The sequence below is a fragment of the Embleya sp. NBC_00888 genome, from assembly GCF_045207655.1.
In the GTDB taxonomy this organism is placed as follows: domain Bacteria; phylum Actinomycetota; class Actinomycetes; order Streptomycetales; family Streptomycetaceae; genus Embleya.
The window spans coordinates 2,918,017-2,941,564 of sequence record NZ_CP108785.1 but is presented as its reverse complement, the minus strand read 5'-3'; the positions used below and the strand labels follow the sequence as shown (position 1 = coordinate 2,941,564).

The 23,548-nt window shown below is 71.4% G+C and carries 23 protein-coding genes; 15 read left to right on the top strand and 8 right to left on the bottom strand.

Features of this window, described 5'->3' with window-relative positions:
• Positions 1-430 precede the first annotated feature (430 nt).
• Both OG948_RS47275 and OG948_RS47270 read left to right on the top strand, forming a co-directional pair.
• Positions 431-2,365, top strand: a complete 1,935-nt coding sequence (locus OG948_RS47275; RefSeq protein WP_331771211.1) for an ABC transporter ATP-binding protein — start codon at positions 431-433, stop codon at positions 2,363-2,365.
• A 53-nt stretch (positions 2,366-2,418) separates the two neighbouring features.
• Complete coding sequence (locus OG948_RS47270; RefSeq protein ID WP_331771210.1) at positions 2,419-2,556, top strand: hypothetical protein; 138 nt, start codon at positions 2,419-2,421, stop codon at positions 2,554-2,556.
• Positions 2,557-2,643: 87 nt separating this feature from the next.
• On the opposite strand, the gene OG948_RS47265 is transcribed toward OG948_RS47270, so the two are convergent.
• The 3 genes from OG948_RS47265 to OG948_RS47255 form a co-directional block, all read right to left on the bottom strand.
• On the bottom strand, positions 2,644-4,149 hold the full coding sequence (locus tag OG948_RS47265; RefSeq protein WP_331771209.1) for a lectin-like domain-containing protein: 1,506 nt from the start codon (positions 4,147-4,149) through the stop codon (positions 2,644-2,646).
• 202 nt (positions 4,150-4,351) lie between these two features.
• Positions 4,352-5,509 (bottom strand): hypothetical protein, encoded by a 1,158-nt coding sequence (locus OG948_RS47260; RefSeq protein ID WP_331771208.1) that lies wholly within the window; start codon positions 5,507-5,509, stop codon positions 4,352-4,354.
• 448 nt (positions 5,510-5,957) lie between these two features.
• Positions 5,958-6,167 (bottom strand): hypothetical protein, encoded by a 210-nt coding sequence (locus tag OG948_RS47255; RefSeq protein ID WP_331771207.1) that lies wholly within the window; start codon positions 6,165-6,167, stop codon positions 5,958-5,960.
• 442 nt (positions 6,168-6,609) lie between these two features.
• On the opposite strand from OG948_RS47255, the gene OG948_RS47250 reads away from it, so the two are divergent.
• The 9 genes from OG948_RS47250 (at position 6,610) to OG948_RS47210 (ending at position 14,836) form a co-directional block, all read left to right on the top strand.
• Positions 6,610-7,749 (top strand): porin PorA family protein, encoded by a 1,140-nt coding sequence (locus OG948_RS47250; RefSeq protein WP_331771206.1) that lies wholly within the window; start codon positions 6,610-6,612, stop codon positions 7,747-7,749.
• Positions 7,750-8,038: 289 nt separating this feature from the next.
• On the top strand, positions 8,039-9,121 hold the full coding sequence (locus OG948_RS47245) for a protein kinase family protein (protein ID WP_331771205.1): 1,083 nt from the start codon (positions 8,039-8,041) through the stop codon (positions 9,119-9,121).
• A 230-nt stretch (positions 9,122-9,351) separates the two neighbouring features.
• Positions 9,352-9,750, top strand: coding sequence for a DUF2089 domain-containing protein (locus OG948_RS47240; RefSeq protein ID WP_406300659.1), 399 nt, complete (start codon positions 9,352-9,354; stop codon positions 9,748-9,750).
• Positions 9,747-10,007 (top strand): hypothetical protein, encoded by a 261-nt coding sequence (locus OG948_RS47235; protein ID WP_331771203.1) that lies wholly within the window; start codon positions 9,747-9,749, stop codon positions 10,005-10,007. The genes OG948_RS47240 and OG948_RS47235 overlap by 4 nt, the downstream gene beginning before the upstream one ends.
• Before the next feature lie 20 nt (positions 10,008-10,027).
• The gene (locus OG948_RS47230) at positions 10,028-10,459 is read left to right on the top strand and encodes an SHOCT-like domain-containing protein (protein WP_331771202.1); all 432 of its coding nucleotides are present in this window, start codon (positions 10,028-10,030) and stop codon (positions 10,457-10,459) included.
• Between the two features lie 414 nt (positions 10,460-10,873).
• The gene (locus tag OG948_RS47225; RefSeq protein WP_331771201.1) at positions 10,874-11,878 is read left to right on the top strand and encodes an ATP-binding cassette domain-containing protein; all 1,005 of its coding nucleotides are present in this window, start codon (positions 10,874-10,876) and stop codon (positions 11,876-11,878) included.
• A complete protein-coding gene (locus tag OG948_RS47220) occupies positions 11,875-12,666 on the top strand; it encodes an ABC transporter permease (RefSeq protein ID WP_331771200.1) in 792 nt (263 codons plus the stop codon). The genes OG948_RS47225 and OG948_RS47220 overlap by 4 nt, the downstream gene beginning before the upstream one ends.
• Positions 12,667-12,887: 221 nt before the next feature.
• Positions 12,888-13,949 carry an LLM class flavin-dependent oxidoreductase gene (locus OG948_RS47215; RefSeq protein WP_331771199.1) on the top strand — a complete coding sequence of 354 codons (1,062 nt, stop codon included), beginning with the start codon at positions 12,888-12,890 and terminating at the stop codon, positions 13,947-13,949.
• Positions 13,946-14,836 (top strand): SDR family oxidoreductase, encoded by an 891-nt coding sequence (locus OG948_RS47210; RefSeq protein WP_331771198.1) that lies wholly within the window; start codon positions 13,946-13,948, stop codon positions 14,834-14,836. Before OG948_RS47215 ends, OG948_RS47210 begins: the two co-directional genes overlap by 4 nt.
• A gap of 91 nt (positions 14,837-14,927) precedes the next feature.
• On the opposite strand, the gene OG948_RS47205 is transcribed toward OG948_RS47210, so the two are convergent.
• Positions 14,928-15,818 carry a LysR family transcriptional regulator gene (locus OG948_RS47205; RefSeq protein WP_331771197.1) on the bottom strand — a complete coding sequence of 297 codons (891 nt, stop codon included), beginning with the start codon at positions 15,816-15,818 and terminating at the stop codon, positions 14,928-14,930.
• An 85-nt stretch (positions 15,819-15,903) separates the two neighbouring features.
• On the opposite strand from OG948_RS47205, the gene OG948_RS47200 reads away from it, so the two are divergent.
• The 3 genes from OG948_RS47200 to OG948_RS47190 all read left to right on the top strand — a co-directional run bounded on the left by OG948_RS47200 (position 15,904) and on the right by OG948_RS47190 (position 18,500).
• A complete protein-coding gene (locus OG948_RS47200; protein ID WP_331771196.1) occupies positions 15,904-16,974 on the top strand; it encodes a pyridoxal-phosphate dependent enzyme in 1,071 nt (356 codons plus the stop codon).
• Positions 16,975-17,228: 254 nt separating this feature from the next.
• Positions 17,229-17,768, top strand: a complete 540-nt coding sequence (locus OG948_RS47195; protein WP_331771195.1) for an anthrone oxygenase family protein — start codon at positions 17,229-17,231, stop codon at positions 17,766-17,768.
• Between the two features lie 126 nt (positions 17,769-17,894).
• Entirely contained in the window at positions 17,895-18,500 is a 606-nt protein-coding gene (locus OG948_RS47190; protein WP_331771194.1) for a short chain dehydrogenase, read from the top strand.
• A gap of 218 nt (positions 18,501-18,718) precedes the next feature.
• Here OG948_RS47190 and OG948_RS47185 read toward each other — a convergent pair whose 3' ends face one another.
• Positions 18,719-19,378 carry a hemerythrin domain-containing protein gene (locus tag OG948_RS47185; protein WP_331771193.1) on the bottom strand — a complete coding sequence of 220 codons (660 nt, stop codon included), beginning with the start codon at positions 19,376-19,378 and terminating at the stop codon, positions 18,719-18,721.
• A 349-nt stretch (positions 19,379-19,727) separates the two neighbouring features.
• On the opposite strand from OG948_RS47185, the gene OG948_RS47180 reads away from it, so the two are divergent.
• On the top strand, positions 19,728-20,042 hold the full coding sequence (locus OG948_RS47180) for a hypothetical protein (RefSeq protein ID WP_406300658.1): 315 nt from the start codon (positions 19,728-19,730) through the stop codon (positions 20,040-20,042).
• Here the strand turns inward: OG948_RS47180 and OG948_RS47175 are convergent.
• The 3 genes from OG948_RS47175 to OG948_RS47165 all read right to left on the bottom strand — a co-directional run bounded on the left by OG948_RS47175 (position 20,028) and on the right by OG948_RS47165 (position 23,524).
• On the bottom strand, positions 20,028-21,380 hold the full coding sequence (locus tag OG948_RS47175; RefSeq protein WP_331771191.1) for a hypothetical protein: 1,353 nt from the start codon (positions 21,378-21,380) through the stop codon (positions 20,028-20,030). The genes OG948_RS47180 and OG948_RS47175 overlap by 15 nt on opposite strands.
• A gap of 93 nt (positions 21,381-21,473) precedes the next feature.
• On the bottom strand, positions 21,474-22,814 hold the full coding sequence (locus OG948_RS47170) for a nucleotidyl transferase AbiEii/AbiGii toxin family protein (RefSeq protein WP_331771190.1): 1,341 nt from the start codon (positions 22,812-22,814) through the stop codon (positions 21,474-21,476).
• A 134-nt stretch (positions 22,815-22,948) separates the two neighbouring features.
• Complete coding sequence (locus OG948_RS47165; RefSeq protein ID WP_331771189.1) at positions 22,949-23,524, bottom strand: GNAT family N-acetyltransferase; 576 nt, start codon at positions 23,522-23,524, stop codon at positions 22,949-22,951.
• Between the last annotated feature and the right edge of the window lie 24 nt (positions 23,525-23,548).

Sequence of the window (23,548 nt, the reverse complement as noted above, 5' to 3'; positions counted from 1 at the left end):
CCCGAACCAGGGGCAGCATGTGCGTCCGCAGGCAGTGCCCAGGACCGGGAAAGGACGTGGTCATGTCGGACTCCGCGCCACCGCGAGTCGAACCCCACTCGCCCGTGAACACGCACGTGCCGCTCCACCGAGTCGTACCGCCCCACGAGGGCGCACCACGCCGGCAAGTCGTAGCGCTCGACCACCGAACCGGAGGCACTCCACTGCCGCACACGATCGCATCACCCGAACCCACCCGACCCACCGGTCCTCGGCAACCCGCCCGACCCGCTCGACCCGACCGATCCGCTCGGGTCGCCCCACCCACCCGATCCGTCCCGTCCGACCCCGGCGCCCCCTGCCGGGCGCCCCGGCGCCCGCATCCGCGCCGCCTCCGCAGGGAGATCCGATGAGGTTTCGTCGCCGGGCGCCCGCGGGGCGGGGGATTCCGGTGTCCGGGTCCGAAAAGCTGCTGTTCGGCGGCGCGTTGCGCTACGACATGTCTTTCACCCAGCATGAACAGCCGCTGCTGCGCGTGTCGTTCTGGGCGATGGCGCGGCAACTGCCGAGCATGGTCGCGCTGGTCACGCGCGCCGCGTGGAGCGTGGATCGACGCGCCGTACTCGCGCTGCTCGGGGCCGAGATCGGCCAGGGTCTCGCGGCCGGGCTCGGGCTGCTGGCGACCAACCGCGCGCTGGTGGCGCTGTTCGCCGACGTTCCGACCACCGACCGACTGCGCGACGCCGCACCGGCGCTGTTGTTCATCATGGTCGTCACCGCCCTGTCCGCACTGCTCGCCGCGGTCTCGGTGGGCGCGACCAGTCGGCTCGAACCGCAGGTGGAACGGGTCTGCACGGCCCGCTACTACCGGCTCGCCGCCCGGGTGGAACTCCAGGCGTTCGAGGAGGCGCGCTTCCATCGCACGCTGGACGCGGGCCGGTTCGGCACCGATTCGGTACGGCGCATGATCGGCGCCTCGGTCGCGGTGATCAACGCCCTGGTCGGCCTGATCGCCACCGGCAGCGTACTGACCCTGCTCAACCCGATCCTGTTGCCGCTGTTGTTCCTGGTCGCCGCGCCGAAGGGCTGGGGCGCGGTACGGTCCGCCCGTCGGCAGCACGAATCCGTACACGCGTGGCTCGAACACCGGCGCGCGATCGAGATCCTCGGCCGCAGCCTGATCGAACCGGCGCCCGCCGCCGAGGTACGCGCGCACCGCGCCGGACGACTGGTGCTGGACGCGTTCGAGGACATGTCCACCACGATCGAGACCGAGCACCGCCGACTCGCGCACGCCAAGGGCGTGACCCAGGCGACCGCGTCCGCGCTGTCCGGGCTCGGCGCGCTGCTGGTGTACGCGGCCCTGTGGTTGCTCCTCACCGAAGGTGGCATGCCACTGGCCGCCGGCGGCACGGCGGTGATCGCGATCCGCACCTGCACCAGCGGGCTCACCGCGCTGGTGATGCAGGTCAATCGCCTGTACGAGGAATCCCTGTACCTGCGCGACCTGGAGGACGCCTGCACCGAGTCGGAGCGCCGCGCGATCCCCGTCGGCGGGCTGCCGCTCCCGCGCGACGTGGACGAGGTACGACTGGACCAGGTCTCGTATCGCTATCCCGGCAACGACGCGCCCGCACTCGATCGGGTCAGCCTGCGCATCCCGGCGGGCAAGGTGGTCGCGCTGGTCGGCGAGAACGGCTCGGGCAAGACCACCTTGTCCAAGCTGGTGGCCGGTCTGCTGCTGCCCAGCGAGGGCACGTTGACCTGGGGCGGCGTGGACGTCCGCGACGCCGACCGGGATCAGATCTTCGACCGGGTGGCGGTGCTGGGCCAGGACTTCCCGCGATGGGCGATGACCGCGCGCGCGAACGTCTTCATCGGCCGTCCCGACCGGCCGCTCGATCAGGCCCGGGTGGAGCACGCGGTCGCCCGGGCCGACGCCGCCGACCTGGTCGACTCGCTGCCGCACGGCTGGGACACCCTGATCGTCAAGGGCTACCAGCGCGGTTCACAGATCTCCGGCGGGCAGTGGCAGAAGATCGGCAACGCCCGGACCCGCTATCGCGGCGCGCCGTTCGTGATCGTCGACGAGCCGACATCCGCACTGGACCCCGAGGCGGAGATCGCCGCGTTCGCCGCGTTGCGCTCGATGACCGACGACGGGACGACGGTACTGCTCATCACACACCGACTGGCCGCGACCGCGACCGCCGACCTGATCTACGTCCTGGAGGACGGCCGGTTGATCGAACAGGGCGACCACGAGGGCCTGATGGCGCTCGACGCGGGGCGGTATCGGGCGATGTACACGGCGCAGGCCGCGCAGTACGGCATCCACGCGAGCCCCACCATCCCGCACGCGCGGGCGGCGACCGCGGAGAGTTGAGGGACGGGGCGGGTTCCGTCGGTGCGGGGGCGGGTCGGGCGTGTGGGTCGGGCGTGTGGGTCGGCCGGGCCGGCGTGATCACCGCCCGCCTGGAGCGGGAGGCCTGCCGCCCGGCGACCGTCCTGGTCGGCGTCACCGCCCTCTCCCACCCGGACACGCCGATCGAGATCGAGGGCCTGGCCGTCCGTTGACGCGTCGGGTCCGGGCGCGTTCGGGGGGGAACCGTGCATGGTGCCCCGCCCTCCCGAACGCGCCCGGCCACGGCGCCGAGGCGCGTCCTACGGCCGCGTCACCTCGATGGCGCGGAGATTGCGCAACTCACCGTCCCCGGCCTCGAATTGCGACTTGTAGAGCATCGGCACCCGGAAGGTGAGCGGATCACCGGGTTCGATGGTGTGCCCGCTGTCCGGAGAGGTCAGGACCACGTTTCCGTCGCTGCCGTCCTTGGTCACCGTGAACCAGTAGCTCTGGGTCGGGTTGACCCGGGTGCCCACCGGAACGTCGAAGTAGACCTCCCACTTCACCACGCGCTCCCCGTTCGCGGCCAAGGTGAGGTCGTAGGGGATGACGTATCCCCGTGCCTCGGGCGGACTGGTCTGCGACCACCCCGGGAACTGCACGTATTCGATGCCGACACGCGGCAGTTCCACGTCGGTGTCGACCGCGTCGGCGTACTGCTGCGCCGTGTTGGCGCGCGTCTCCGACTTGATCGAACTCCTGGCGGTGATCCGGCCCTGGAAGTCCGAGGCGATGGTGCCGGTCAGACCGACCAACGCCTTGCTGCCCTTGGGCAGCGAGATCGGCAGCCGCAGACCCGCCTGAACGGAACCGCAGGCCGCGCCGTTCTCGCCGCGACAGGAGAGCTTCGGATCGGTCAGTCCGGCCGGTACGGTGACCTCCACGACGGCGTCCGGGGCGTCGTTGGGGCCCTGGTTCTGCACGCTGATGTCGTACGAGATCGGCTCGCCCGACTTCGCCGTCAGCGGACCGCTCATCTCCAGCGGCATGTTCACCGGAAGTGCCACCTTGAGGTTCCTGATCCGGTGCGCCGCCGTGGCACCGCCCGTTCCGGCGGCGAAGCCCAGCTTGAAGGTCGCGGGCAGCGCGACCTGCCCCTCGGCGCGGGCCAGGTCGAACCTGTCGATCACCAGGGTGCCGTTCTCATCGGCCGCGTTCGCGTGCCGTACGGTCAGCAGCCCGTCGATAATCGACACCTGGATCCGGGCGCCGGCCTCCCACGACCCGCGGAATCCGTCCGGTACCGACTCGCCGGTGAGCCAGCGGAAGCCCTCCTTGAGGCTGCCGGAGCCGCGTACCCCCACCACGTCGGGGAGTCGGCCCGGACCCCCCGTGCCGGCGTACGGTGAGGCGAAGTTCCCGAAGTTGTCGAAGCCGATGCCCACGTAACCGGCGGTGACCCCGTCGGCGACGATGTTCGACCCCGACTTGGTGAACGAGTAACCGAGAGCTCCGCCCCGGCCGCCGGGTCCGGTCGTCTGCTCCCCGTCGATGAGGTAGACGCTGAAGCCGTCTCCCAGGCCCATCCCGCCGCCGCCCTCGCACGAGTAGTCGAAGTCGATGGTGACCCCGAGCGACGAGGAGAACGGCTGGTCGAGGAAGGCCGTGCCGGCCTGGGACTGGGCGTTCGGGGTCAGTTCCAGACTGCCGTTGAGTCGTGCGCTGCCCAGGATCTTCCAGTGCGGGTTGGCGGGAGCGTCCTGGGTGAACGATTCGATGATCGGGAACTGCTCCCGCGCGGCGGTTTCGGACTCGTGCGTCGTCATGGGAATCCTCCTCGGTCGGGCCTGCCGGAAACCGAAAGTGGCGACACGCTGACGTTCCGTGTTCGCGAACTCCTTGAGGCTATGCGCGGAACGGCTCTGCGGGTACCGCGAAATCCGGCCAGTTGGCGCCGATCAAGGTCGAGGCGGTACATCGGGCGCCGGCCGCGACGCCAACGCTCGCGCCGCGGCCGGGCCGGGGCGGTCAGCCGTACAGGTCGGCCGCCTCCTCCAGATCGGCGATGCCGTCCCGGGCGCGGCCCACGCTCGCCAGGAGCAGGGCGCGGTCGGTCAGGGCGCGGACGCGCAGTGGGTTCGCGCCGGCCGGGTCGGCGAGGGCTCGGGTCTGCTCGAGCGCCCTGGTGTAGGCGGGCAGGAGGCGGCGGGCGGCGGCCTCCCGGGACATCGGCGCGAAGGTCGCGCGGACGTTGAGCCGGCGTTCGAGCACGATCCGTTCGGCGTGCGTGGTGGTCGGGGCGTCGAGCGCGGCACGCAGGGCGGGTTCGGCGTCGGCGTGCCGACTCAGGCGGGTGGGGGACCAGTGGTCGGGGGTGGTGGCGTAGGCGATGTCGGCCGGTTCGTCGGCGGCGCCGATCGCCGCGAGATGGTGGGCGAGGTGGTCGTGGCGCAGACCCCGGGTGGGACTGTGCGCGGCCCGCCGCCGGTACTCCTCGACCGCGCGCTCGAACACCGCTCGCCCGCCGGCGGGACGGTTCGCGGCGGCGAGCAGGTGCGCGCCGTACAGCAGGATCGGGACCTGGCGGTCCTCGTGGGTCGACTCGAGCAACGGACGGTAGGCGTCGGCGGCTTCGGCGTACCGGCCGCGAGTGGTGAGCGCGCTCGCGTGCGCGGTGACGTACCAGTGTCGGTCGGCACGGGGCAGATATCCCCGCGAGAGGCCGGCGGTGACCGCGACCGCCTCGGCGAACAGCGGCTCGGCCTCGTCGTCGTGGCCGTCCTCGACCAGTGCGACGCCGACCTCCAGGAGCGCCTCGGCCAGGGACCACCGATGGCCGATGCCGCCGGCACGGGCCAGGGTGACGATCTCGCGCCGGACGGCCAGCGCCTCGGCCCGCCGGTCGTAGCGGTACAGCGCCCATTGGTGGGTGTGCAACATGCCGCGCAACACCGCGTCCCGGTCCCGGTGTTCGGTCGGGTCCAGGGCTCGGCACAGCGCGATCGCCTCGGTCAGCCGGTCGAGAGTGAGGGCCATCTCGGCCCCGTGGTGACCGAAGATGTACCCGGTCGTGTGCAGCGCCTGGGCCAACCGCCGGGCGTAGTGCGCGGGTCCGTCGACCTCCCCCAGGACGCGATAGATCCCGACCAATCGTTCCGCCGACAACGCGTCGACGTCGAACAACATGACTCGCGCGCGAGCCACTACATCGGCATTCGCCACATGAACCCCTGTCTCGGTTTCCACCCCGCCGCACCGAACGGCACGACGCCACAACGCGCTCCGGATCCGGGCGCACGCAAGCTCGGAACCACCGGACTCCCCCGGTGGCTCGAATCGGCATGGCAGGTACGACATCCGAGGCCGCTTCCCATCCCGGCGGCTCGTTGTCGCGGAACCGTACAGCGGGACATGCGTCTTCAGGGCGCAAGCGATTTCCCATAGGGTTACGGTGCATCAACCTCCGAGCCGGCAGGGCGGGGAAGCAAACGAAGCCGCCACCCGGGCCCGTTGCCCGCCGCTCCCCTGCTGCGCCGATGTCAAGCCCCGCGTCGATCGGCAGACATCGACCCGCCGGCTACTCCGAGTTCATGCACATCCGTCCACGCCTGGGTTCGGGCCCGGGCCGAGTGAGTCAGGGGACCTGGCGGAGGTAGAGCGCACCGCACGTGTGGCAAAAGGGTTGAGTGGGTCCCCACTCGCGGTCCGGCCGAGTCTCCGCATCGGATCGCAGCGCCCGACCACACAGAGCCCGGTCGCTCGCGTCCCGGATCATGTGCCACAACCTGATCGCGCCGATTTCGTCTCCGGCGTACTCGGCGCGCAACTCGTAGACCACCAGCACGATCGCACCATCCTGCCTGTCGGACCTGGACCGATGGGGGCTCTTCATCCACTTTCGCACGAGGCGGCGGAGAGCACGACCAAGGCCTGCTCATCTTTTTGCTTACGAGCCCAAAATCCGCCTCTGACCTGGTACTTGCATGGCGAGGTGTATGGGGAGGTGTGCGGCGATGTGGAGCGCGAGATGCAACGGCGCCGGTGGCGCGGGTGGTTCGGGAAGGCGCCGGGGGAACGGGCGCGTGGTGAAACGGGGTTCGAGGGGCGTGGGGTGAATGTGCGCCCGATATACCACCAACGGGTCGGGCTGGTATGGGAATCGGGGTATCTGGCGCAATCCGGTGCGGATCCTGGTGGGGTACGGGCCATCAGGTCGCGTGCGCCGACGCGACGGGGGGACATCCGGCCCTCCCGGGGCCATCTGGCGACCTGCGGAGGCTGGTCTGATGAGAAAGACGTCCTGGTATCTCGGCGCCGCCGCCACCCTGTTGGTCGCGACGAGCGCGGTGACCCGGTTCGCCGTGCTGCCCGCCGTGCACCAGGTGCCCGACGACGCCGACTTCACGATGCACTTCGCCGGCGGCATGACCATGCTCGACCCGCAGGCGTTGCAGGCGGGCAACCTGTCCGGGGCCATCGTGCGGGACCTGCCGGTCACCGTCGATCGGCACGTACACGCCGTGCACACGTCCGGGTCCACCGTCGTGCTCAGCGACCGCACCGTGGTGTCCGGCCCGCAGAAACAAGCCCTCACCAGCGTCGAGAAACGATGGGCGGTGGACCGCAAGAGCCTGCTCGAGCGACCGACGCCCAAGGGCGTCGCCGCCAACCCGCATCGGGGCCTGACCGCCGGCTTCCCGCTGGAACCCGAGAAGAAGAACTATCCGTTCTGGGACTCGCCGACGCAGACCACGATCCCGGCCACGTACGTACGGACCGAGCGGCGCGCCGGCCGCGAGACGTACGTCTTCACGATCCGCACGAGCGGCCGGCTGACCGACCCGGAGTCCCTGCGCACGCTGCCGCCGGCAATGCCGAAGGCGGCGGTCCAGGGCCTGGCCGGCGTCGCGTTCCCGGGTCGGGTCCCGGACCTGGGCGGCCAGGCCGACCCGACCCCGCTGGCCTACACCTCGACCACCGATCTCACCGGCTGGGTCGACACCGAGACCGGCGTCACGGTGGACCTCGAATCCACCCAGGCCCTCACCGCGACCGCGACGTCGGCGACCGGCGCCCAGGCCGAGGTCTTCCCGGTGATGTCGTTGAAGATGACCACCACGCCGGCTTCGCGCGCGGAGTTGGCCGACAACGCCGCGGACGGCGCCCGCGCGCTGTGGCTGCTCGGCGTGGTGGCCCCACTGGTGGCCCTCCTGCTCGGCCTGGCCCTGCTCGGCCTGGCCGTGTACCTCGAACTCCGGGCCCGGCGCCGCCGCTCCGGTGCCACGCTGCCGGGGCCACGCACCGAGGCGACCCCGACACTTGCCGCGGATCCGGAACCAACCTCGAACGCACCGGCCGGCTCCACCGCGTCCGCGTCCGCGTCGACCTCCGATGCGAACTCGGAGACGAACGCGCCGAGCAGCTAGCTCGGCCGGCCCGCGAGCGAGCGAGGAGACCGTCGGCGGACAGGTGAGGCCGCCGCGAAACGCCATGGCCCGGCGCCGGGATCCGCATTCGGATCCCGGCGCCGGGCTCCGTGGTGTCCACCCGCGCCCCGGTCCCGGAAGTCGGCCGTGTCTCGTACGGGCGCCGCCACCCGTCCCGCATCGCTCGGTGGTGGAGGGTCGTTCATGAGAGTCGCCGACCTTCCCGACGTAGGGTCGGTGTTGTAGGTGGGTATGCCGAAGCCCGGGTTCGGGCACCGAGGAGCCGTCGATGCCGGAGCAGGTTTCGCCGCGTGCCGCGCGTCCGGCCGGCTACGGGACCGTAAGCACTCGGCTCTCCTTGCTGAGCGACCACCGCCTCGGGGCGGTCGTGGCAGCCGCGGCACCGCTCGGGGCCGGCATCGGCGGCAGGTCGGCGGAACTGGACATCGACGGAACGCGCGTCTTCGTCAAGCGCATCCCCTTGACGGACACCGAATTGCGCCCGGAGAACGTGCGGTCCACGGCGAACGTCTTCGGGCTGCCGATGTTCTACCAGTACGGGGTGGGCTCCGCCGGGTTCGGAGCCTGGCGGGAACTTGCCGTGCACACCATGACCACCAACTGGGTTCTCGGCGACGAGTATGCGGGATTCCCCCTGACGTATCACTGGCGGATCCTGCCCGACTCCCCTCCCGAAGGATTCGTCGACGAGTTCGGGGGTCTGGAGGGGGCCGTCGCGCACTGGGAGGGATCACCGGCCGTTCGCGCCCGACTGGAGGCCATCGCCCGGTCCTCGTGGAGCCTGGTGGTCTTCCTGGAACATGTGCCGCACACCCTCGCCGGATGGCTGGCCGACCACCGTGAAACCGCCATGGCGCAAGGCGGGGACGGCTCGCCCCACCTCTGGGTGGAGAAAGCGCTGACGAGCGGAGCCGCCTTCATGAGTTCTCGCGGACTCGTGCACTTCGACGCTCACTTCGCCAACATCCTGACCGATGGCCGGCGGCTCTACTTCGCTGATTTCGGACTCGCCCTGAGCTCCGGCTTCGACCTTTCGGCGGACGAGTCCCGCTTCCTCTCGCGGCACCTCGCGTACGACCACTGCTACACCACGAGCCACCTGCTCCGATATCACCTGCTCGACGGCGTGCGCGGTGACACGGACCGCGAAGTCTTCCTGCACGACTGGATCGCAGGCCGGCGACCCGACGGCATCCCGTCCGACATCGCGGCCATCATCGACCGGCACGCCCGCCCTGCCGTCGTCCTGGGCTCCTTCCACCGCCGTCTGCTCACCGAGAGCAAGCAGACACCGTTTCCGGCCGCCGAGATCGCACGGCGGCTCGGCTCCGGCGCCACGACCTCGAACTGATCCGCTCCCTCGCCTCGACCGTCCGGCGGCCGTCCGGCAGCGGGACGGGCGTCGGGCCGCCACGGGCACCTTCACCACCTTCACCACCGCCATGGCCGCCGCCGGGGGAGCCGCTTCACCCGGAGCCCAAACACGGGCACAGTCGAGCCACCAGACCTCGCCATTGAAGTCGAACTTAGAGAAATCAATGTTTGTGGGTTGGCATCTTAAGAAACTCAAGGTACAAATGAATGGCGAGCATGTCGCCGGAAGTATGGGAGCCGAGGGTGGACTGGCAGGAACTGACGGACCTGACGCACGGACAACCGTTCGTCGTCGAGCGGGTCCGCCTCACCGGCAGCGGAATCGCGATCGAAGGACAGTTCGAGACGCCGCAGTTGGCTCAGCTCAGCGCCGACGACCAGGTGTTCGTCGCCGCGTTCGTACGGTCACACGGCTCGATCAAGGAGATGGAGCGGATGTTCGGGGTGAGCTACCCGACCATCAAGTCCCGGCTGAACCGGATCGCCGAAGCCCTCGACTTCGTCGACACCGACCCGGCACCCACCAGCTCCGATGTCGTCGACCGCCTGCAGCGGGGGGAGATCGACGTCCAGCAGGCGCTGACCGAACTGGGGAAGTCCCGATGATGCCGTACCTGGTCACCGTACGCCGTCGCCGTCCCGACGGCCGCCGGCGGGGGCTGTACGTCCCGGTCCTGCCGGTCCTGCTGGTGTTGTCGCCGTTGCTGCTGCTCGCCGTGCCGGCCGGACTGATCGCGTGTCGCGTCGCCGGGATGAGCCCGATGGGCGCGCTGCGCGGCACCGGGCAACTGCTGTGGGCACTGCCCGGCACCCGATTCGAGTTGGACCTCGGCCGAACGGCCGTGCTGGTAAGCGTCAGATGAGTCAGAGGGGAAACGCAACAATGAACGAGCAGCGCCGCCAGATCCTGCAGATGCTGGCCGGGGGCAAGATCACCGCGGACGAGGCCGAGCGGCTGATCGACGCCGTGCAACGAGAGCAGTCCGAGTCGCCGACGGGAGCCGCGCCCCGCCCGAAACCCCGGCCCAAGTATCTGCGCGTACTGGTGACCTGGACGGACGACCCCGGTGGCGACGGGCCGGGCCACGTCAACATCCAGATCCCGTTGCAGCTCCTGCGCGCCGGGGTCCGGCTCACGAGTCTCCTGCCTCCGCAGGCACTCACCCGGGTCAATGCACAGCTCAACCAGTCGGGAGTACCGATCGACCTCACCGAGCTCAAGCCGCAGCACCTGGAGGAGTTCGTCGAGCAGCTCGACGACATCACCATCGACGTCGACCAGGCCGACGGAAAGGTGCAGGTGTTCTGCGAGTAACACCCGCAACGCCGCCGGTCGCCCGCCCGGATCACGGGATCGGCCGGTCCACCGGTGGCCACGGGTGTGCGGCAATCCGTCACTCCGCGAAGCCGCAGCGTCCGACCCGGCCTCCGCGCCGCTGAGCCCCCCGGTGCACGGGAGTTGTGGCTCACCGGCCCAAACAGCGTGGTAATCGGCTCGTCGAGTGGGTGTAACCCCCGAGCCGGCTCATGAGTGGGCGTCGCCCCGCCAGGCCTGATGGACCCGCATTCCCCGCGCGAACACGGTCGCCCGGGTATCCACGTATGCCACTACGCAGCGCGCATGCCGCTGCGCACCGCGCATGCCACTGCGCGCCGAGTGCCGCCGTCTTCCCCGCAGTCTCAACCCACCTGATACTCCCGCCACTTCAGCCTTCGAATGGGAGGGCCCATGCCTTCTTCCGTCATGCCCGCATCCAAGCAGGGCGACGGTCGGCAATCGTCCGCCGCCGCCGTCTCCGCCACCGATCTGCGCAAGTCGTACGGCGACAAGGTCGTGCTCGACGGCATCGACCTGCGCATCCCGGCCGGATCGGTGTTCGCGCTGCTCGGGCCGAACGGCGCGGGCAAGACCACCGCGGTGAAGATCCTGTCCACGCTCATCGGCGCCGACGGCGGACAGGCCCGGGTCGCCGGTCACGACGTCGCCACGTCACCGAACGGTGTGCGGGCGGCGATCGGCGTCACCGGGCAGTTCTCCGCCGTCGACGGCCTGATCACCGGCGAGGAGAACATGCTCCTGATGGCCGACCTGCACCACCTGTCCAAGCGCGAGGGACGGCGGGTCGCCGCCGAGTTGCTCGAGCGGTTCGACCTGACGGACGCCGCGAAGAAGCCCGCGTCCACCTACTCCGGCGGCATGAAACGCCGCCTGGACATCGCCATGACGCTGGTCGGCGACCCGCGGATCATCTTCCTCGACGAGCCCACCACCGGCCTGGACCCGCGCAGCCGCCACAACATGTGGGGCATCATCCGCGAACTCGTCTCCGACGGCGTCACCGTCTTCCTCACCACCCAATACCTCGACGAGGCCGACGAACTCGCCGACCGCATCGCCGTGCTCCACGACGGAAGGATCGCCGCCGAGGGCACCGCCGACGAGCTGAAACGCCTCGTCCCCGGCGGACACGTCCGACTCCGCTTCACCGACCCACGCGCCTACGAACGCGCCGCCGCCGCCCTGCCCGACGTCACCTGCGACGACGAGACATTGTCCCTACAGATCCCCAGCGACGGCAGCCAACGCGAACTGCGCTCCATCCTCGACCGCCTCGACGCGGACGACATCGAAGCCGACGAACTCACCGTCCACACCCCCGACCTCGACGACGTCTTCTTCGCCCTCACCGGCGGCACCGACGTCCCCAACCAACCCGAGGCAGTCGCCCGATGAGCTCCCCGACCCTCGCCGTACGCGACTCGAACACGATGTTGCGCCGCAACCTCCTGCACGCCCGGCGCTACCCGTCCGGAACCCTGAACCTGCTGCTCACGCCGATCATGTTGCTGCTGCTCTTCGTCTACATCTTCGGCGACGTGATGAGCGCGGGCATCGACGGCGGCGGCGCGGACCGCTCCGCGTACATCGCCTATATCGTCCCCGGCATCCTGCTGATGACCATCGGCAGCACCGCGATCGGGGCCGCGGTGTACATCTCCATGGACATGACCGAAGGCCTCATCGCCCGCTTCCGCACGATGGCGATCTACCGCGGCTCCGTGATCGTCGGGCACGTCCTCGGCAGCGTGCTCCAGTGCGTGATGAGCGTGGTCCTCGTGGGCGCCGTCGCCGTGGCCATCGGCTTCCGGTCCACCGACGCCACGGCCCTGGAATGGCTCGCGGCGTTCGGCCTGCTTGTGCTGTTCGCCCTGGCGCTGACCTGGATCGCGGTCGGAATGGGCATGGCGAGCCCGAACCCCGAAGCGGCCGCGAACAGTGCGATGCCGCTGATCCTGTTGCCGCTCGTCTCGAGCGCCTTCATCCCGGCCGAGACGATGCCCGGCTGGTTCCGACCGATCGCCGAGTACCAGCCGTTCACCCCGGCCATCGAAACCCTGCGCGGCCTGCTGCTCGGCACCGAGATCGGCCACAACGGATGGCTCGCGATCGCCTGGTGCGTCGGCCTGATCGCGCTCGGCTACCGCTGGTCGACGGTGCGGTTCAACCGCGACCCGAAGTAGCCGGCGCGGGCCCGCGGCCCCCGGGGCTCGTCCCGCCCGAGGGCCGCGCAACCCCCGAGGGCCGCGTACCGACCCTGCCGGGGGCTCTCACCGCGCAAGGCCCTTCTCGGCGCCGACCACAATTCCCCTGATCCCCCGGCCGGTATCACACCTCGTGGTGGTTTTTTCGGCACGCTCACTCTGCCATGATCGCCGGCACCCGATCGAGGGGATGTGGTGGTATGTCGGCGGAACGGGTCACCACGAAGGTGCCGTTCGGGGCCGGGTCGATCTCGTTGCGCATCTATCCGCACGACGGACTCGACGCGTCGGGCGTGGCCACGGAGACGATCCGGCAGGCCGTACTCGGCGCGGAGAGCGGCTTCGACGGCGTGATGACCAGTGAGCATCACGGCGGGTTCGCCGGGTACCTGCCCAATCCGCTCCAGGTGGCCGGCTGGATGCTGGACCGGATGCCCTCCGGGTGGGCCGCCGCCGCCCCCGTACTGCTCCCGCTGCGGCCGGTCGCGATGCTCGCCGAGGAGGTGGCGTGGCTGGCCGCGCTGCATCCCGGGCGAGTCGGCATCGGGGTCGCGCCCGGCGGGCTGGAGCTCGACTTCCGGCTGATGGGGCTCGACTTCGCGGCCCGGGCGGCCGGATTCCGGGCGGGATTGCCCCGGCTGACCGAGTTGCTGCGTGGCACGGAACTGGGCGAACTGGCCGGTGACCGGGCCCTGTCCGGGTGTGCCGCGCGACCGGTGCCCGTGGTGAGCGCGGCGATGAGTCCGGGCGCGGTGCGCCGGGCGGCCGAGGCCGGCGCGGGCATCCTCTTCGACGGTGGTTCGGAGCCGGCCCGGCTGCGCGAGTTGACGGCTCGCTACCTCGACGCCGGCGGTGCCGGGCCTCGCGTGCTGATCCGCCGCGTGTGGATCGGAGACCCACCGCGCGAGGCGTTCGAGCGGCAGTCCCGGGTGTATCGGGGCTACACCCCGGCGGCGGCTCAACGGCACTGGCGCGGCACCGGGTTCGTCTGCCACGACGACGCGGTCGCGCTCGCCGACGAACTCGCGGCGGTACGGGACGAGATCGGCGCCACGTGCCTCAACCTGCGGATCCACGTGCCCGGCGTGTCCCCCGAAGCGGCCCGTGAGCAGATCGCCGCGCTGGGCCACGAGGTGCTGCCTCGGCTGCGGTCCGCCGGCGCGGATTCGACCCGGGCTCGCGGCACGAGCGCGGATCCGGCACGGGACGACGGTCCGGTGACCGATGCGACTACGACGACCGAGGGAGCGCAGCAGCGGTGATAGCGGAACGAATCAGGTTGACCGGGCGGACGGTGATCGTGTCCGGGGCGGGTGGCGGCGGGATCGGGACGACCTGCGCGCGCGGGCTGCTCGAAGCCGGCGCCACCGTGCTGGGCGTGGATCGGGACGCCGAGCGATTGGCCGCGATCGAGGCCGAGTTGACGGATTCGACGGGGCCGGAGGGTTCGGCGGGGCCGGTCGGGCCGCGTGGCACGTTGCTCACGGTGTGTGCGGACGTGTCCACCGCCGAAGGAGTGGCGACCGTGCTGGAGCGGGCCGCCGCCGCGCCCGGTGAACTGTACGGCCTGGTCAACGTGGTGGGCGGGAGCCTGCTGCCGCATTGGGCGCCCGCGCTCGACTTCGACCGCACGCAGTGGGACCAGTCCTTCGAGCTGAACCTGCATCACGTGATGTGGCTGTCCCAGGCCGTCGCCCGACACCTGGTCGCGCACGAGTCGCCCGGCTCGATCGTGACCATCAACTCCACCGGCGGCGTGGTCGCCGCGCCCTATCACGTGGGCTACGGCACGGCCAAGGCCGCCGTTCTCGGGCTGACCCGGACGCTGGCTCTGGAATGGGGCCGGTACGGGATCCGGGTCAACGGGGTCGCGGCCGGCTCGATCACCACGCCGCGCGCGACCGCCGCCGCGCAGGACCCGGAACTCGCGGGCCGAGGGGTCCCGCTGCGCCGCCGGGGCACGCCCGCCGACGTCGCGGCCGCGGTCCTGTTCCTGATCTCGGACCTGTCCGCGTACACCACCGGCGCGGTCATCCCGGTCGAGGGCGGTGCGCTCCACCGACTCGGCCTGTTCGACGAGGACAACGTCCCGGTACACGTCACCAATCCGCAGATCCTGGCCCGGATCCACGGGGACGCACCGGACTGACCGCCGACCCGATCTGCCGGTCCGGTCTGCCGAACCGGGCCGCCCGCCCGCTCGGCCCGCCGGTCCCGGAGGAACAGCCGGCGATTCCCGGTCACGGTTGTGGCAGTGCCGTCTCCGCCGCGCGGACCAACTCGCCCAACAACGCGGCGGTGGCCGGCGGATCCGGCGCCGCGCCGTGCACCGCCGCGTCGACGAGCCGCTCCTGATCGGGCAGTCGCACCGTGCGTACCGCCGCGTTGCGCTGCGCCGCCAGTGCCAGACCGGGCAGCGTGGTGACACCGAGGCCGGCCGCGACCAGTGCCTGGACGGCGACGTAGTCGTCGGTGGTGAAGGCGACTTCGGGGACGAACCCTTCCGTCGCACATGAGCGGATCAGGTGTGTGCGGCAACGTTCGCACCCGGTGATCCAGCGTCGTCGCGCGTGGTCGACGAGCCGATCGCCGGCCGTGCCCATCGGCGTCACCAGGTGGATCGGCTCGACCAACAGCCGGGTGCGACGCAGCCCGTCGGCCGTCTCCACCGGCTGCCCCGGGTGCGTGAACAGCAGTGCGACATCCACCTCGCCGGCGCGCAACAGCCGTACCGCATCCGGTGGTTCGGCCTCGACCAGGCGCAGCTCGACGGCCGGATGAGCGGCGCTGAACGCGGCCGCGGCGCGCGGTACGAAGGTGCCCAGCGCGGAGGGGAACGCGGCCAGCCGGACCCGGCCCGCGCGCAGTCCGGTGTAGGCGGCCAGTTCGGCCTCGGCCGCGTGCAACCGGCCCAGGATCTCCTCGGCCCGCTCGGCCAGCGTGCGTCCCGCGTCGGTCAGTCGGATGCCGCGTCCCACTCGCTGGACCAGCCGACTGCCGGTCTCCGCCTCCAGGCGGGAGAGGTGGTGGCTGACCGAGGGTTGCGCGTACCCCAGCACCCGGGCCGCCTCGGTGACCGAGCCGTGCCGGGCGACGGCGGCGAGCACGCGCAGGCGGGTGACGTCGAGCATGCCGGGCAACATATCAATCTTGTCTATGGATATCCGAGAAGACTGGCATTGGACCGATGGGATGTCGGCACCCCACGATGGCGGCATGGATGCCGACCCCGCCTTCGCAGCCGCCGACCTCGCTTCCACGGCCGCGGAAACAGCCGAAACAGCCGACACGGTCATCACAGTCGACACCACCGCCGGCACCGCGGCCGATCCCACCTTCGCCGACGTCCTGGCCGCCCGCGATCTTCTCGCCGCACGCCTCCCGCCGACTCCGATGTGGTCGTATCCCGCACTCGACGCGGCCACCGGCGCGCACGTGTATGTCAAACACGAGAACACCCAGCCGGTCGGGGCCTTCAAGGTGCGGGGCGGATTGACCCTGCTGGCCGGCCTGAGCCCCGCCGAGCGCGCCCGGGGCCTGGTCACCTACTCGACCGGCAACCACGCGCAGTCGATCGCCTACGCGTGCGCCGCGTTCGACGCGTCCTGCACGGTGGTGATGCCCGCCGAGGCGAACCCGGCGAAGGTACGGGCGGTCCGCGCGCTCGGCGCCGAGGTGCTGCTGCACGGCGCGGACATGGCCGGCGCGCAGTCGAGGGCCGAGGAGTACGCGCTCGCCGGGGGCGGACTCCTGATCAGCCCCGGCGACACCGCGGCCCTGGTGGCCGGGGTCGGCACCACGTATCTGGAGATCCTCACGGCCCGACCCGACCTGGACGCGGTCCTGGTCCCGGTGGGCAGCGGCACCGGAGCGGCCGGTGCGCTGCTCGTGGCCGCCGAACTCGCGCCGAACTGCCGGGTGTTCGCGGTGCAATCGGCCGCCTCTCCGGCCGCGCACGACTCGTGGCGGACCGGCTCGTGCGTCACCCGCGCGAACACCACCGTCGTGGAGGGCCTGGCCACCGGTCGCGGCTTCGAACTCCCCCAGCGCCTGCTGCGGACCACCGGCCTGGCCGACTTCCTGCTCGTCACCGACGCGCAGATCGCCCACGCGCAACGGCTGCTCGCGACCCACGCGCACACCCTCGCCGAGGGCGCCGGCGCCGCCGCACTGGCGGCCGTACTCGCCCACCCCACCGAGTTCAAGGGCCTGGACATCGCCGTCGTGTGCACCGGCGGCAACGCCTCCCTCGCCGAAATCACCTCCCTGGGCCGGGACCACACGTGAGCGGGTCGGGTCGGTGAGGTGAGGTGAGGTGAGGTCATAGGTCGGCCCGGGCGCACCGAGGCCCACGGTGTCCGGCGCCGAAATGGTCCGCCGGGGAACGGTAACCCAGGGGTTAAGGGTGGTTCGGAGATCGGCCGTTGTTCGGGGTGGGCGGGCGCGAGAGTCTTGAGGTGTCGGGGAGCGAGGCAGCCGGACGCGGAGGACGCGGGCCGTCGCCTCACCACCAACCACCCTCATTCTCACGGGAGTTCATCATGGCTGCGATCAACCACACGCTCACCGCCGGCACCGACGCGATCACCGGCACCCGGGACACCGTCGGCCGCTGGCTCACCGCAGGCGCCGTCGCCAACACCCTGATGGCCGGCACCTACGTCGCCTTCTCCGCCGTCGTCATGCCACTGCTCGGCACCAAGGACGACGCCGACTTCGTGCACTCGATGCAACAGATCAACACCGGCATCGAGAACCCGCTCTTCTTCACCGTCTTCACCGCGGCCCTCGCCGCCCCCGCGATCGCCGCCTGGAAGCTCCGCAAGCGCGGCGGCACCACCCTCATGCGCTGGACACTCGCCGCACTCGCCCTCTACACCACCACCGTCCTGACCACCTCCGGCATCAACGTCCCCCTCAACGAGGCACTCGCCGCCGCCGGCGGCACCGACCCGGCCAAGACCCGCGCCGACTTCGAGACCACCTGGAACATCTGGAACGGCATCCGCGCCGTCCTCTCCACCGCCGCCGCCGTCGCGATGGCCAAGGCCATCCGCCTGCACCGCCGCAACCGGGTCTGAGCACGGACGTGGGCCGGGTGGGCCGCCGGCGTGGTCTCGCCGCCGGCGGGTTTCGACGGATTGTTTGCTCATCCCGGTCGCACAGGCAAGGATCGGGGACGATATTCGTCCGCATCGGAGGTTGTTGTGAAGGTCCTCGTGGTCGGTGCCACCGGCACTCTGGGTAAGGCGGTCACCACGCTGTTGTCCGCACGGCACGACGTGGTCACCGCCTCCCGGAGCGGAAAGACCGATGTCGCGGTGGACATCACCGATCCCGCGTCGGTGGCGGCGATGTACGAACAGGTCGGCCGGGTGGACGCGGTCGCGTGTGCGGCGGGTGGTGTGCCGTTCAAGGTGGTCGCGGAACTGAGCCATGACGACATCCGGAGCGCGGCGCTGGACAAGCTGCTCGGACAGGTGGAACTGGTCCGGAGTGGGCTCGACTTCGTCGCGGACAACGGCTCGTTCACGCTGATCACCGGCATCCTTTCGGGCGAGAGCATCCGCACCGGATCGATGGCCTCGATGGCCAACGGCGGCATCGACGCGTTCGTACGCGCCGCCGCGGTCGAACTGCCGCGCGGGCTGCGGATCAACTCGGTCAGCCCGACGGTGCTCACCGAGTCGATGGACGCCTACGACTCGTTCTTCCCGGGCTTCCCGCCGGTCGACGCCGCCGTCGCCGCGATGGCGTACCGCCGCTCGATCGAGGGTGTGGAGACCGGCCGGGCCTTGCGCGTGGGCTGGTAGTCGCTCAGCCGTCGAACCCCCTCGGACCCACCACCTCTGGGCTCCCGCCGAACCATGGAACTCGCGCAAGGATCGTGGTTCCGGCGCTCGACCGCCCGCGGGTGACCGCCCGGTCCGTCGGCGCTCGATGGCCGAAAGGCCCGTGTGGGCTCGGCCACCCCCGATGTGTGCGCGCCTTCGGGTCGGGCGGCTCCCGCGTGCGTGCGAACGCGGCGCGTTCAGACCTCCGTCGAGCCCCCCTTCGGTCCCCAGATGTCCAGTCCGGCGTACGCGGGCTGCCACTCGTTTCGGTAGGCCGCGCGCAGGGGTTCGGGCAGGAGGCCGAGCACGGCCGCGACGGTGTCCGCATTCGCGTCGTCCAGCAGCCACGGCAGGTATCGGGGATTGTCGTCGCCGATTCGGATGCGGTGCTCGGCGCCGAAGCGCTGGAGCACGTCCGGTGTCACGTGCGCGTCGACGATCCCGAGTGCCTCGTCCTCCTCGTGCGCGAGATGTCCGCCCAGGCCGCCGACCAGCCGTTCGACGATCATGGCCAGTCGTTCCGGGCCGCCTTCGCGGTCGGCCAGTGCCGCGTCGACGGCGTTCAGGCCCGGGTCGACGATGGCGTGTTCGGCCTCCATCGCGTCGAGCACGGCCAGTTCGTCCGGCCGGTCCTGGACGGCCGACCGGATCGCGGGCCACAGCACGTCGTCCTCGGCACCGTGGTGTACGTGCAGGTAGCGCTTGAACATCTCCCAACCGATCGCCGCCTGGAGGACCCGACGCGGGTCGTCGCTCGTGTCGGCCGTGATCCTGGCGATCCGTCCCAGTTCCCGCCGAAGCGCGTCGTGGAACGTGTACATCATGGACATGTCGTTCTTGAAGGTCTTGCGCGTCATGGTGTGCTCCGATTGCGTGATCCGCCGACCCGGGCTTCGGCGCGCGGCATCGCCCGGCGGCGCGGTGTGCAACCGCGCGCCGGTACCGGTCCGTTCGGCTGGTTCGGCTCGTGGGGCTCGTTGTCGTCGACTCGTACTCGGCGGCTCGCTGCCGCCCGACACATCAATGACGGATCCCGGATCACGAATGTGACCGATCCCGGCCCGAGACTTTCCCGAACCCACAGATCCGCCGACGGCACCGGCCGCCCGACCGATCGCGCCGGCACACGGTCGTGCGCGCCGCGGACCCGGATGAGGGTCGGGTGGGCCGACGGCTCTTGTCCGTCCTGTCGGACATCATGGGGGTATGAATACGCACCGGCCACGAGGCACCTGCGGCGTGTGCGGTCGTCGCGTCGCGGTGACCGAGACGCACGCAATCTGGCGGCACGACGACCCCGGCCACGCGCGTGCCGACGACGCGCCGATCTCCTGCCGGGGGTCGTGGACACCGGCCGCCGAGGCCACCGATCACACCACCGGACCCACCCAGCTCGACCTGCTCAGCGTCGCCGCGCCGGTGGACGAGGGCGAGGACCCCGATCGGGAGGCGGCCGACGAGACGGGTGAGCTGTTCGCCGGCTCGGCGCCCACCCCGGCCGGTGGGTCACCCGGTCGGTGACGCGCTCCGCGTCGAACCGGCGGGATCGGCGGCCACCGCCCGTGCGGTGGCCAGCAGTTCCGGAATCGTGCCGGTGAATTCCGGGAACAGGCGCATGGCCACGATCCACGCCTCGACATCGGCTCCCAGCAACTCCGCGACCAGCGCGCTCGCCTCGGCCCGAGGCGAGCCCGACGCCCACCACTGGGGCGACGTACGCGCGTCCGTGTCGGCCAGCACCGACAACACGACCGGAGCCGGGTGGGCGTGCCGGAGCAGGTCGGCGCCGGACACCCGGCCGGCCGCCAACGCCTCGTGCAGCCAGGGTCGTTCCTCCCGACTGCGCGCCGCCAGTCCCCTGGCCAACATCGCGATCAGCAACTCGTGTGGGCAGTCCGGGGCTTCGGCGAGCCGGTCGTGCAGCACGAGCGGCAACGCGGCGGCCCGATGCGAACGGATCAGCTCCGCCCAGGGCATGCCGCCGCCGTCGGCGAGGATCGCGTCGACCCGGCCGCGCTGCCCCCCGTCCTCGCCCTCGCGCGCGGCCTCGCACAGGAACGCGGCGACCCGATCGGGGTCCTCCTCGGCGGCCAGGCGTGCGCGCAATCGGCTCAGGCCGTCGCCCCGGGCGAAGGCGTCCTCGATCGGTTCGCGCACGTCGGCGGGGAAATCGGCCTCGGCCAGGACCCGACGGGCCTCGTCGACGCCGTGTCGGGCCCAGACGCCCACGATCACCCGCAGTCGGCCCGCCTCGGTGCGCAGCGGCAGCCGGTTGACGACGACGCGGGCCACCTCGGGATCGCCCGAGGTGATCCCGGCGGCCAACCACGCCGCGCAACGACCCAGGTCCGCGCTCCACAGCAGGGCGATGAGCGGTTCGCCCACCCGCCCCTGCGTGCCGTCGCGGCGAACGCCCGCCAGCATCCGAGCGCGTTCCGCGTCGGGCAGCAGCGAGCCGGCGAACAGCGCGGCGTCCACGTGCGGATCGTCCAGGTTCGACAGGGCGTCCACCTCGTCGGCGGCAAGGTCGCCGCGAGCGGCCCGATCGACCGGACGCTCGGCGGCGCCGGACCGCTCGGACCCGACGAACGCGGGCATCGGGAGCGGCGGCGCGGTGGTCGGCCGAGGCCGATCGTCGCGTCTCCCGCCCGCCTCGCCCGACGCACGCGCCTCGATCGCGGCCTGCAACGCGGCGTCGCCCGACGCCCGCACCGCGTCCGCCAAGACCGTCGGCACCGACGCCATCGCCCGCAGCGCCGGCGCGAGTTCGGCGCCGAGCCGGGCCACCAGGACGGGCACGAGGGCGGGATCCGCCAGGGTGAAGACGGCCCTGGCCACGGACCGTTCGATGCTGTTCACGGGCGTGCTTCCTGTCGGGTGGGTGGGGCCGACCTGTCGGGCGGGCAGGGCGGACCTGTCCGGTGGGTGGGACCGACGCGCCGACCGACGTCGTCAGACCCGGGCGCGCAGCGCCGCGAGCGCGTTCCGAATCACGTCGGGGTTTCGCGTGTAGTAGCCGAGTTCACCCGAGGTGTACGGGAGTTGGGCCACGTACGCGTCGGCCGCCTGTTCCGACGTGCACTGCTCCGGGCCGACCACCTCGCGGATGATCACGATGCTCTCGGCCAGGCCCAGCGCCCGGCTCTTGAGCCAGGCCGCCAGGGCGGCCATGCCGCCGCGCGCCGCCTCCCGGCGCGCGTCCGGCAACAGCGGGTCGAGCCACCGCAGCCGCCACGCATAGCCGTCGGTGGCGGGTTGCTCGTCCTCCTCGGCCAGCACCGGCTCGAGCGCCGTCAGCAGCCGCGACATGAACTCGGCGCCGGCGCCGCCGATGTCCGGGTACTCCTTGGCGAACTCGTCCCAGTCCGCCTCCTGGTCGACGAACGCACCGGCCGTGATCCGCCGTCCGGCCCAATGCGGCTCACCCGCCACCAGGGTCCGGTGCAGCAGTTCGGCGCCCAACGTCGTCGACTCGGCCAGCAGTACCGCGTCGTAGAGGTCCTTGCCCTGGGGGTAGGAGTCGGAGAGCAGCCAGAGCAGTTTCCAGGCCAGCGACTGCTCGGGGGTCGCGGCCAGGATCCGGTGCGCGCCCGCCCCGTCCCGGCGCGGTACGTCCGTGTACTCGGCCGCCGACGGGAGCGACTCGTTGAAGACGAAGTCGAGTTGCACGGTGCCCGACGGCAGTCCGTCCGCGTGCCACGGCAACACCAGGCGCCGGCCGGGTACCCGGTCGTAGGTCCAGATCTCGTCGTCGATCGCGCCGTCCGCGTCGATCCGTACACCCGGATCGTTGTGGGAAGGGGCGTCCGCACGGGAGAGGGCGTCCGCACCGCGCGCGAGGGCGGCGAACATCCGGTCGGTGCGCGGCTCGACCACGTCCCACGTGGCCGGCACCACGACGAAGTCGAGGTCGCCGGGCTCGCGCGCGGCGGCGCCGTACCAGGCCCGGAGCAACATGCTGCCGCGCAGCACCAGATGCTCGGCCCACGGGGAGTCCGCCACCGCCGCCAGGACGTGGTCGACCGCCTGTCGGCGGGCGGCGTGCCAGCGTTCGGCGGTCCCGGGGGCGGTGAACTGTGGCTCACCGGCCCGCATGGCGCTGCCGTAGTGCTTCAACGCGGGGTCGAAGACCGGCCGTTGGCGTACTCCCGGGCCGGTCACCGAGACCAGGGTCCGAGGCAACTGCCGTGCCAGTCGGACGTGTTCGTCCAACGGCTCGGTCGGCAGGGTCTGCTCGTCCCACGGCCCCCAGCCCAGGTTGTCCCAGGTGTCGTGCCCGCTGTTGTCGGTCATGGCCGCTTCCGTTCGTCGTGGCAGTCACCGTCGCGGTCCCCGTCCGGCGACCTCCCGTCGCGGGACGGCGCGATGTCCCTTCGGTCCGAGCCGGGTCGGACCCGCTCGAGCGGATCGGACCGGATCGGCCCCGCTCAGGCCCGATCGAGCCGGTGCACGCCGGCTCCGGCCGGCTCGGGCCGATCGGTGTCGTCGAGGTCCTTGGCGTACCAGATCTCGGCGTACTTGCCGCTGTTGTGCGCGGGTGCCTCCGCGTAGCCGCTCCTGGTGTACAGCGTGCGGGCCTCGATCAGGTCGAGGCGGGTGTCCAGGACGATCCGGGCCACGCCCAGGGTGCGGGCGGCATCGTCCACGGCGGCCATCAGGTGCCGGCCGCCGCCGGTACCGCGCAGGTCGGGTCGTACGAACACGCGGGTCAACTCGGCGGTACCCGCGTCCCGCAGCAGCAGCCCCGCGCACGCGGCCGGCTCGCCGCCGTATCGGCCGATCAGGAACAGGCCCCGCGGCGGCGCGAGGTGGTCGCTCGGCGCGTCGGCCAGGCCCTCCTCGATCTCGGTGGGCGTCGAGTCCCGGCCCTCGTGCAGCCGGTAGTACCGATCGCTGACCTCGACGAAGTACGCCCGCAGCAGCGCGAGCGCTTCGGGAGAGCCGACCGCGGCGGGGGCGATCGTCCAGGTCTGCGGGTGCGGGCTGCGTACGGCGGTGGACATGGGAAAAGTGTTCCGCACCCGTCA

What these genes read in the sequence shown, in the direction of transcription:
- OG948_RS47165 (WP_331771189.1), bottom strand. Translation starts at nt 23,524, where the DNA reads ATGTCCACCGCCGTACGCAGCCCGCACCCGCAGACCTGGACGATCGCC.
- OG948_RS47200 (WP_331771196.1), top strand. Translation starts at nt 15,904, where the DNA reads ATGGATGCCGACCCCGCCTTCGCAGCCGCCGACCTCGCTTCCACGGCC.
- OG948_RS47265 (WP_331771209.1), bottom strand. Translation starts at nt 4,149, where the DNA reads ATGACGACGCACGAGTCCGAAACCGCCGCGCGGGAGCAGTTCCCGATC.
- OG948_RS47185 (WP_331771193.1), bottom strand. Translation starts at nt 19,378, where the DNA reads ATGACGCGCAAGACCTTCAAGAACGACATGTCCATGATGTACACGTTC.
- OG948_RS47205 (WP_331771197.1), bottom strand. Translation starts at nt 15,818, where the DNA reads ATGCTCGACGTCACCCGCCTGCGCGTGCTCGCCGCCGTCGCCCGGCAC.
- OG948_RS47230 (WP_331771202.1), top strand. Translation starts at nt 10,028, where the DNA reads ATGAACGAGCAGCGCCGCCAGATCCTGCAGATGCTGGCCGGGGGCAAG.
- OG948_RS47245 (WP_331771205.1), top strand. Translation starts at nt 8,039, where the DNA reads ATGCCGGAGCAGGTTTCGCCGCGTGCCGCGCGTCCGGCCGGCTACGGG.
- OG948_RS47260 (WP_331771208.1), bottom strand. Translation starts at nt 5,509, where the DNA reads ATGTTGTTCGACGTCGACGCGTTGTCGGCGGAACGATTGGTCGGGATC.
- OG948_RS47220 (WP_331771200.1), top strand. Translation starts at nt 11,875, where the DNA reads ATGAGCTCCCCGACCCTCGCCGTACGCGACTCGAACACGATGTTGCGC.
- OG948_RS47195 (WP_331771195.1), top strand. Translation starts at nt 17,229, where the DNA reads ATGGCTGCGATCAACCACACGCTCACCGCCGGCACCGACGCGATCACC.
- OG948_RS47250 (WP_331771206.1), top strand. Translation starts at nt 6,610, where the DNA reads ATGAGAAAGACGTCCTGGTATCTCGGCGCCGCCGCCACCCTGTTGGTC.
- OG948_RS47180 (WP_406300658.1), top strand. Translation starts at nt 19,728, where the DNA reads ATGAATACGCACCGGCCACGAGGCACCTGCGGCGTGTGCGGTCGTCGC.
- OG948_RS47170 (WP_331771190.1), bottom strand. Translation starts at nt 22,814, where the DNA reads ATGACCGACAACAGCGGGCACGACACCTGGGACAACCTGGGCTGGGGG.
- OG948_RS47235 (WP_331771203.1), top strand. Translation starts at nt 9,747, where the DNA reads ATGATGCCGTACCTGGTCACCGTACGCCGTCGCCGTCCCGACGGCCGC.
- OG948_RS47225 (WP_331771201.1), top strand. Translation starts at nt 10,874, where the DNA reads ATGCCTTCTTCCGTCATGCCCGCATCCAAGCAGGGCGACGGTCGGCAA.
- OG948_RS47240 (WP_406300659.1), top strand. Translation starts at nt 9,352, where the DNA reads ATGGCGAGCATGTCGCCGGAAGTATGGGAGCCGAGGGTGGACTGGCAG.
- OG948_RS47215 (WP_331771199.1), top strand. Translation starts at nt 12,888, where the DNA reads ATGTCGGCGGAACGGGTCACCACGAAGGTGCCGTTCGGGGCCGGGTCG.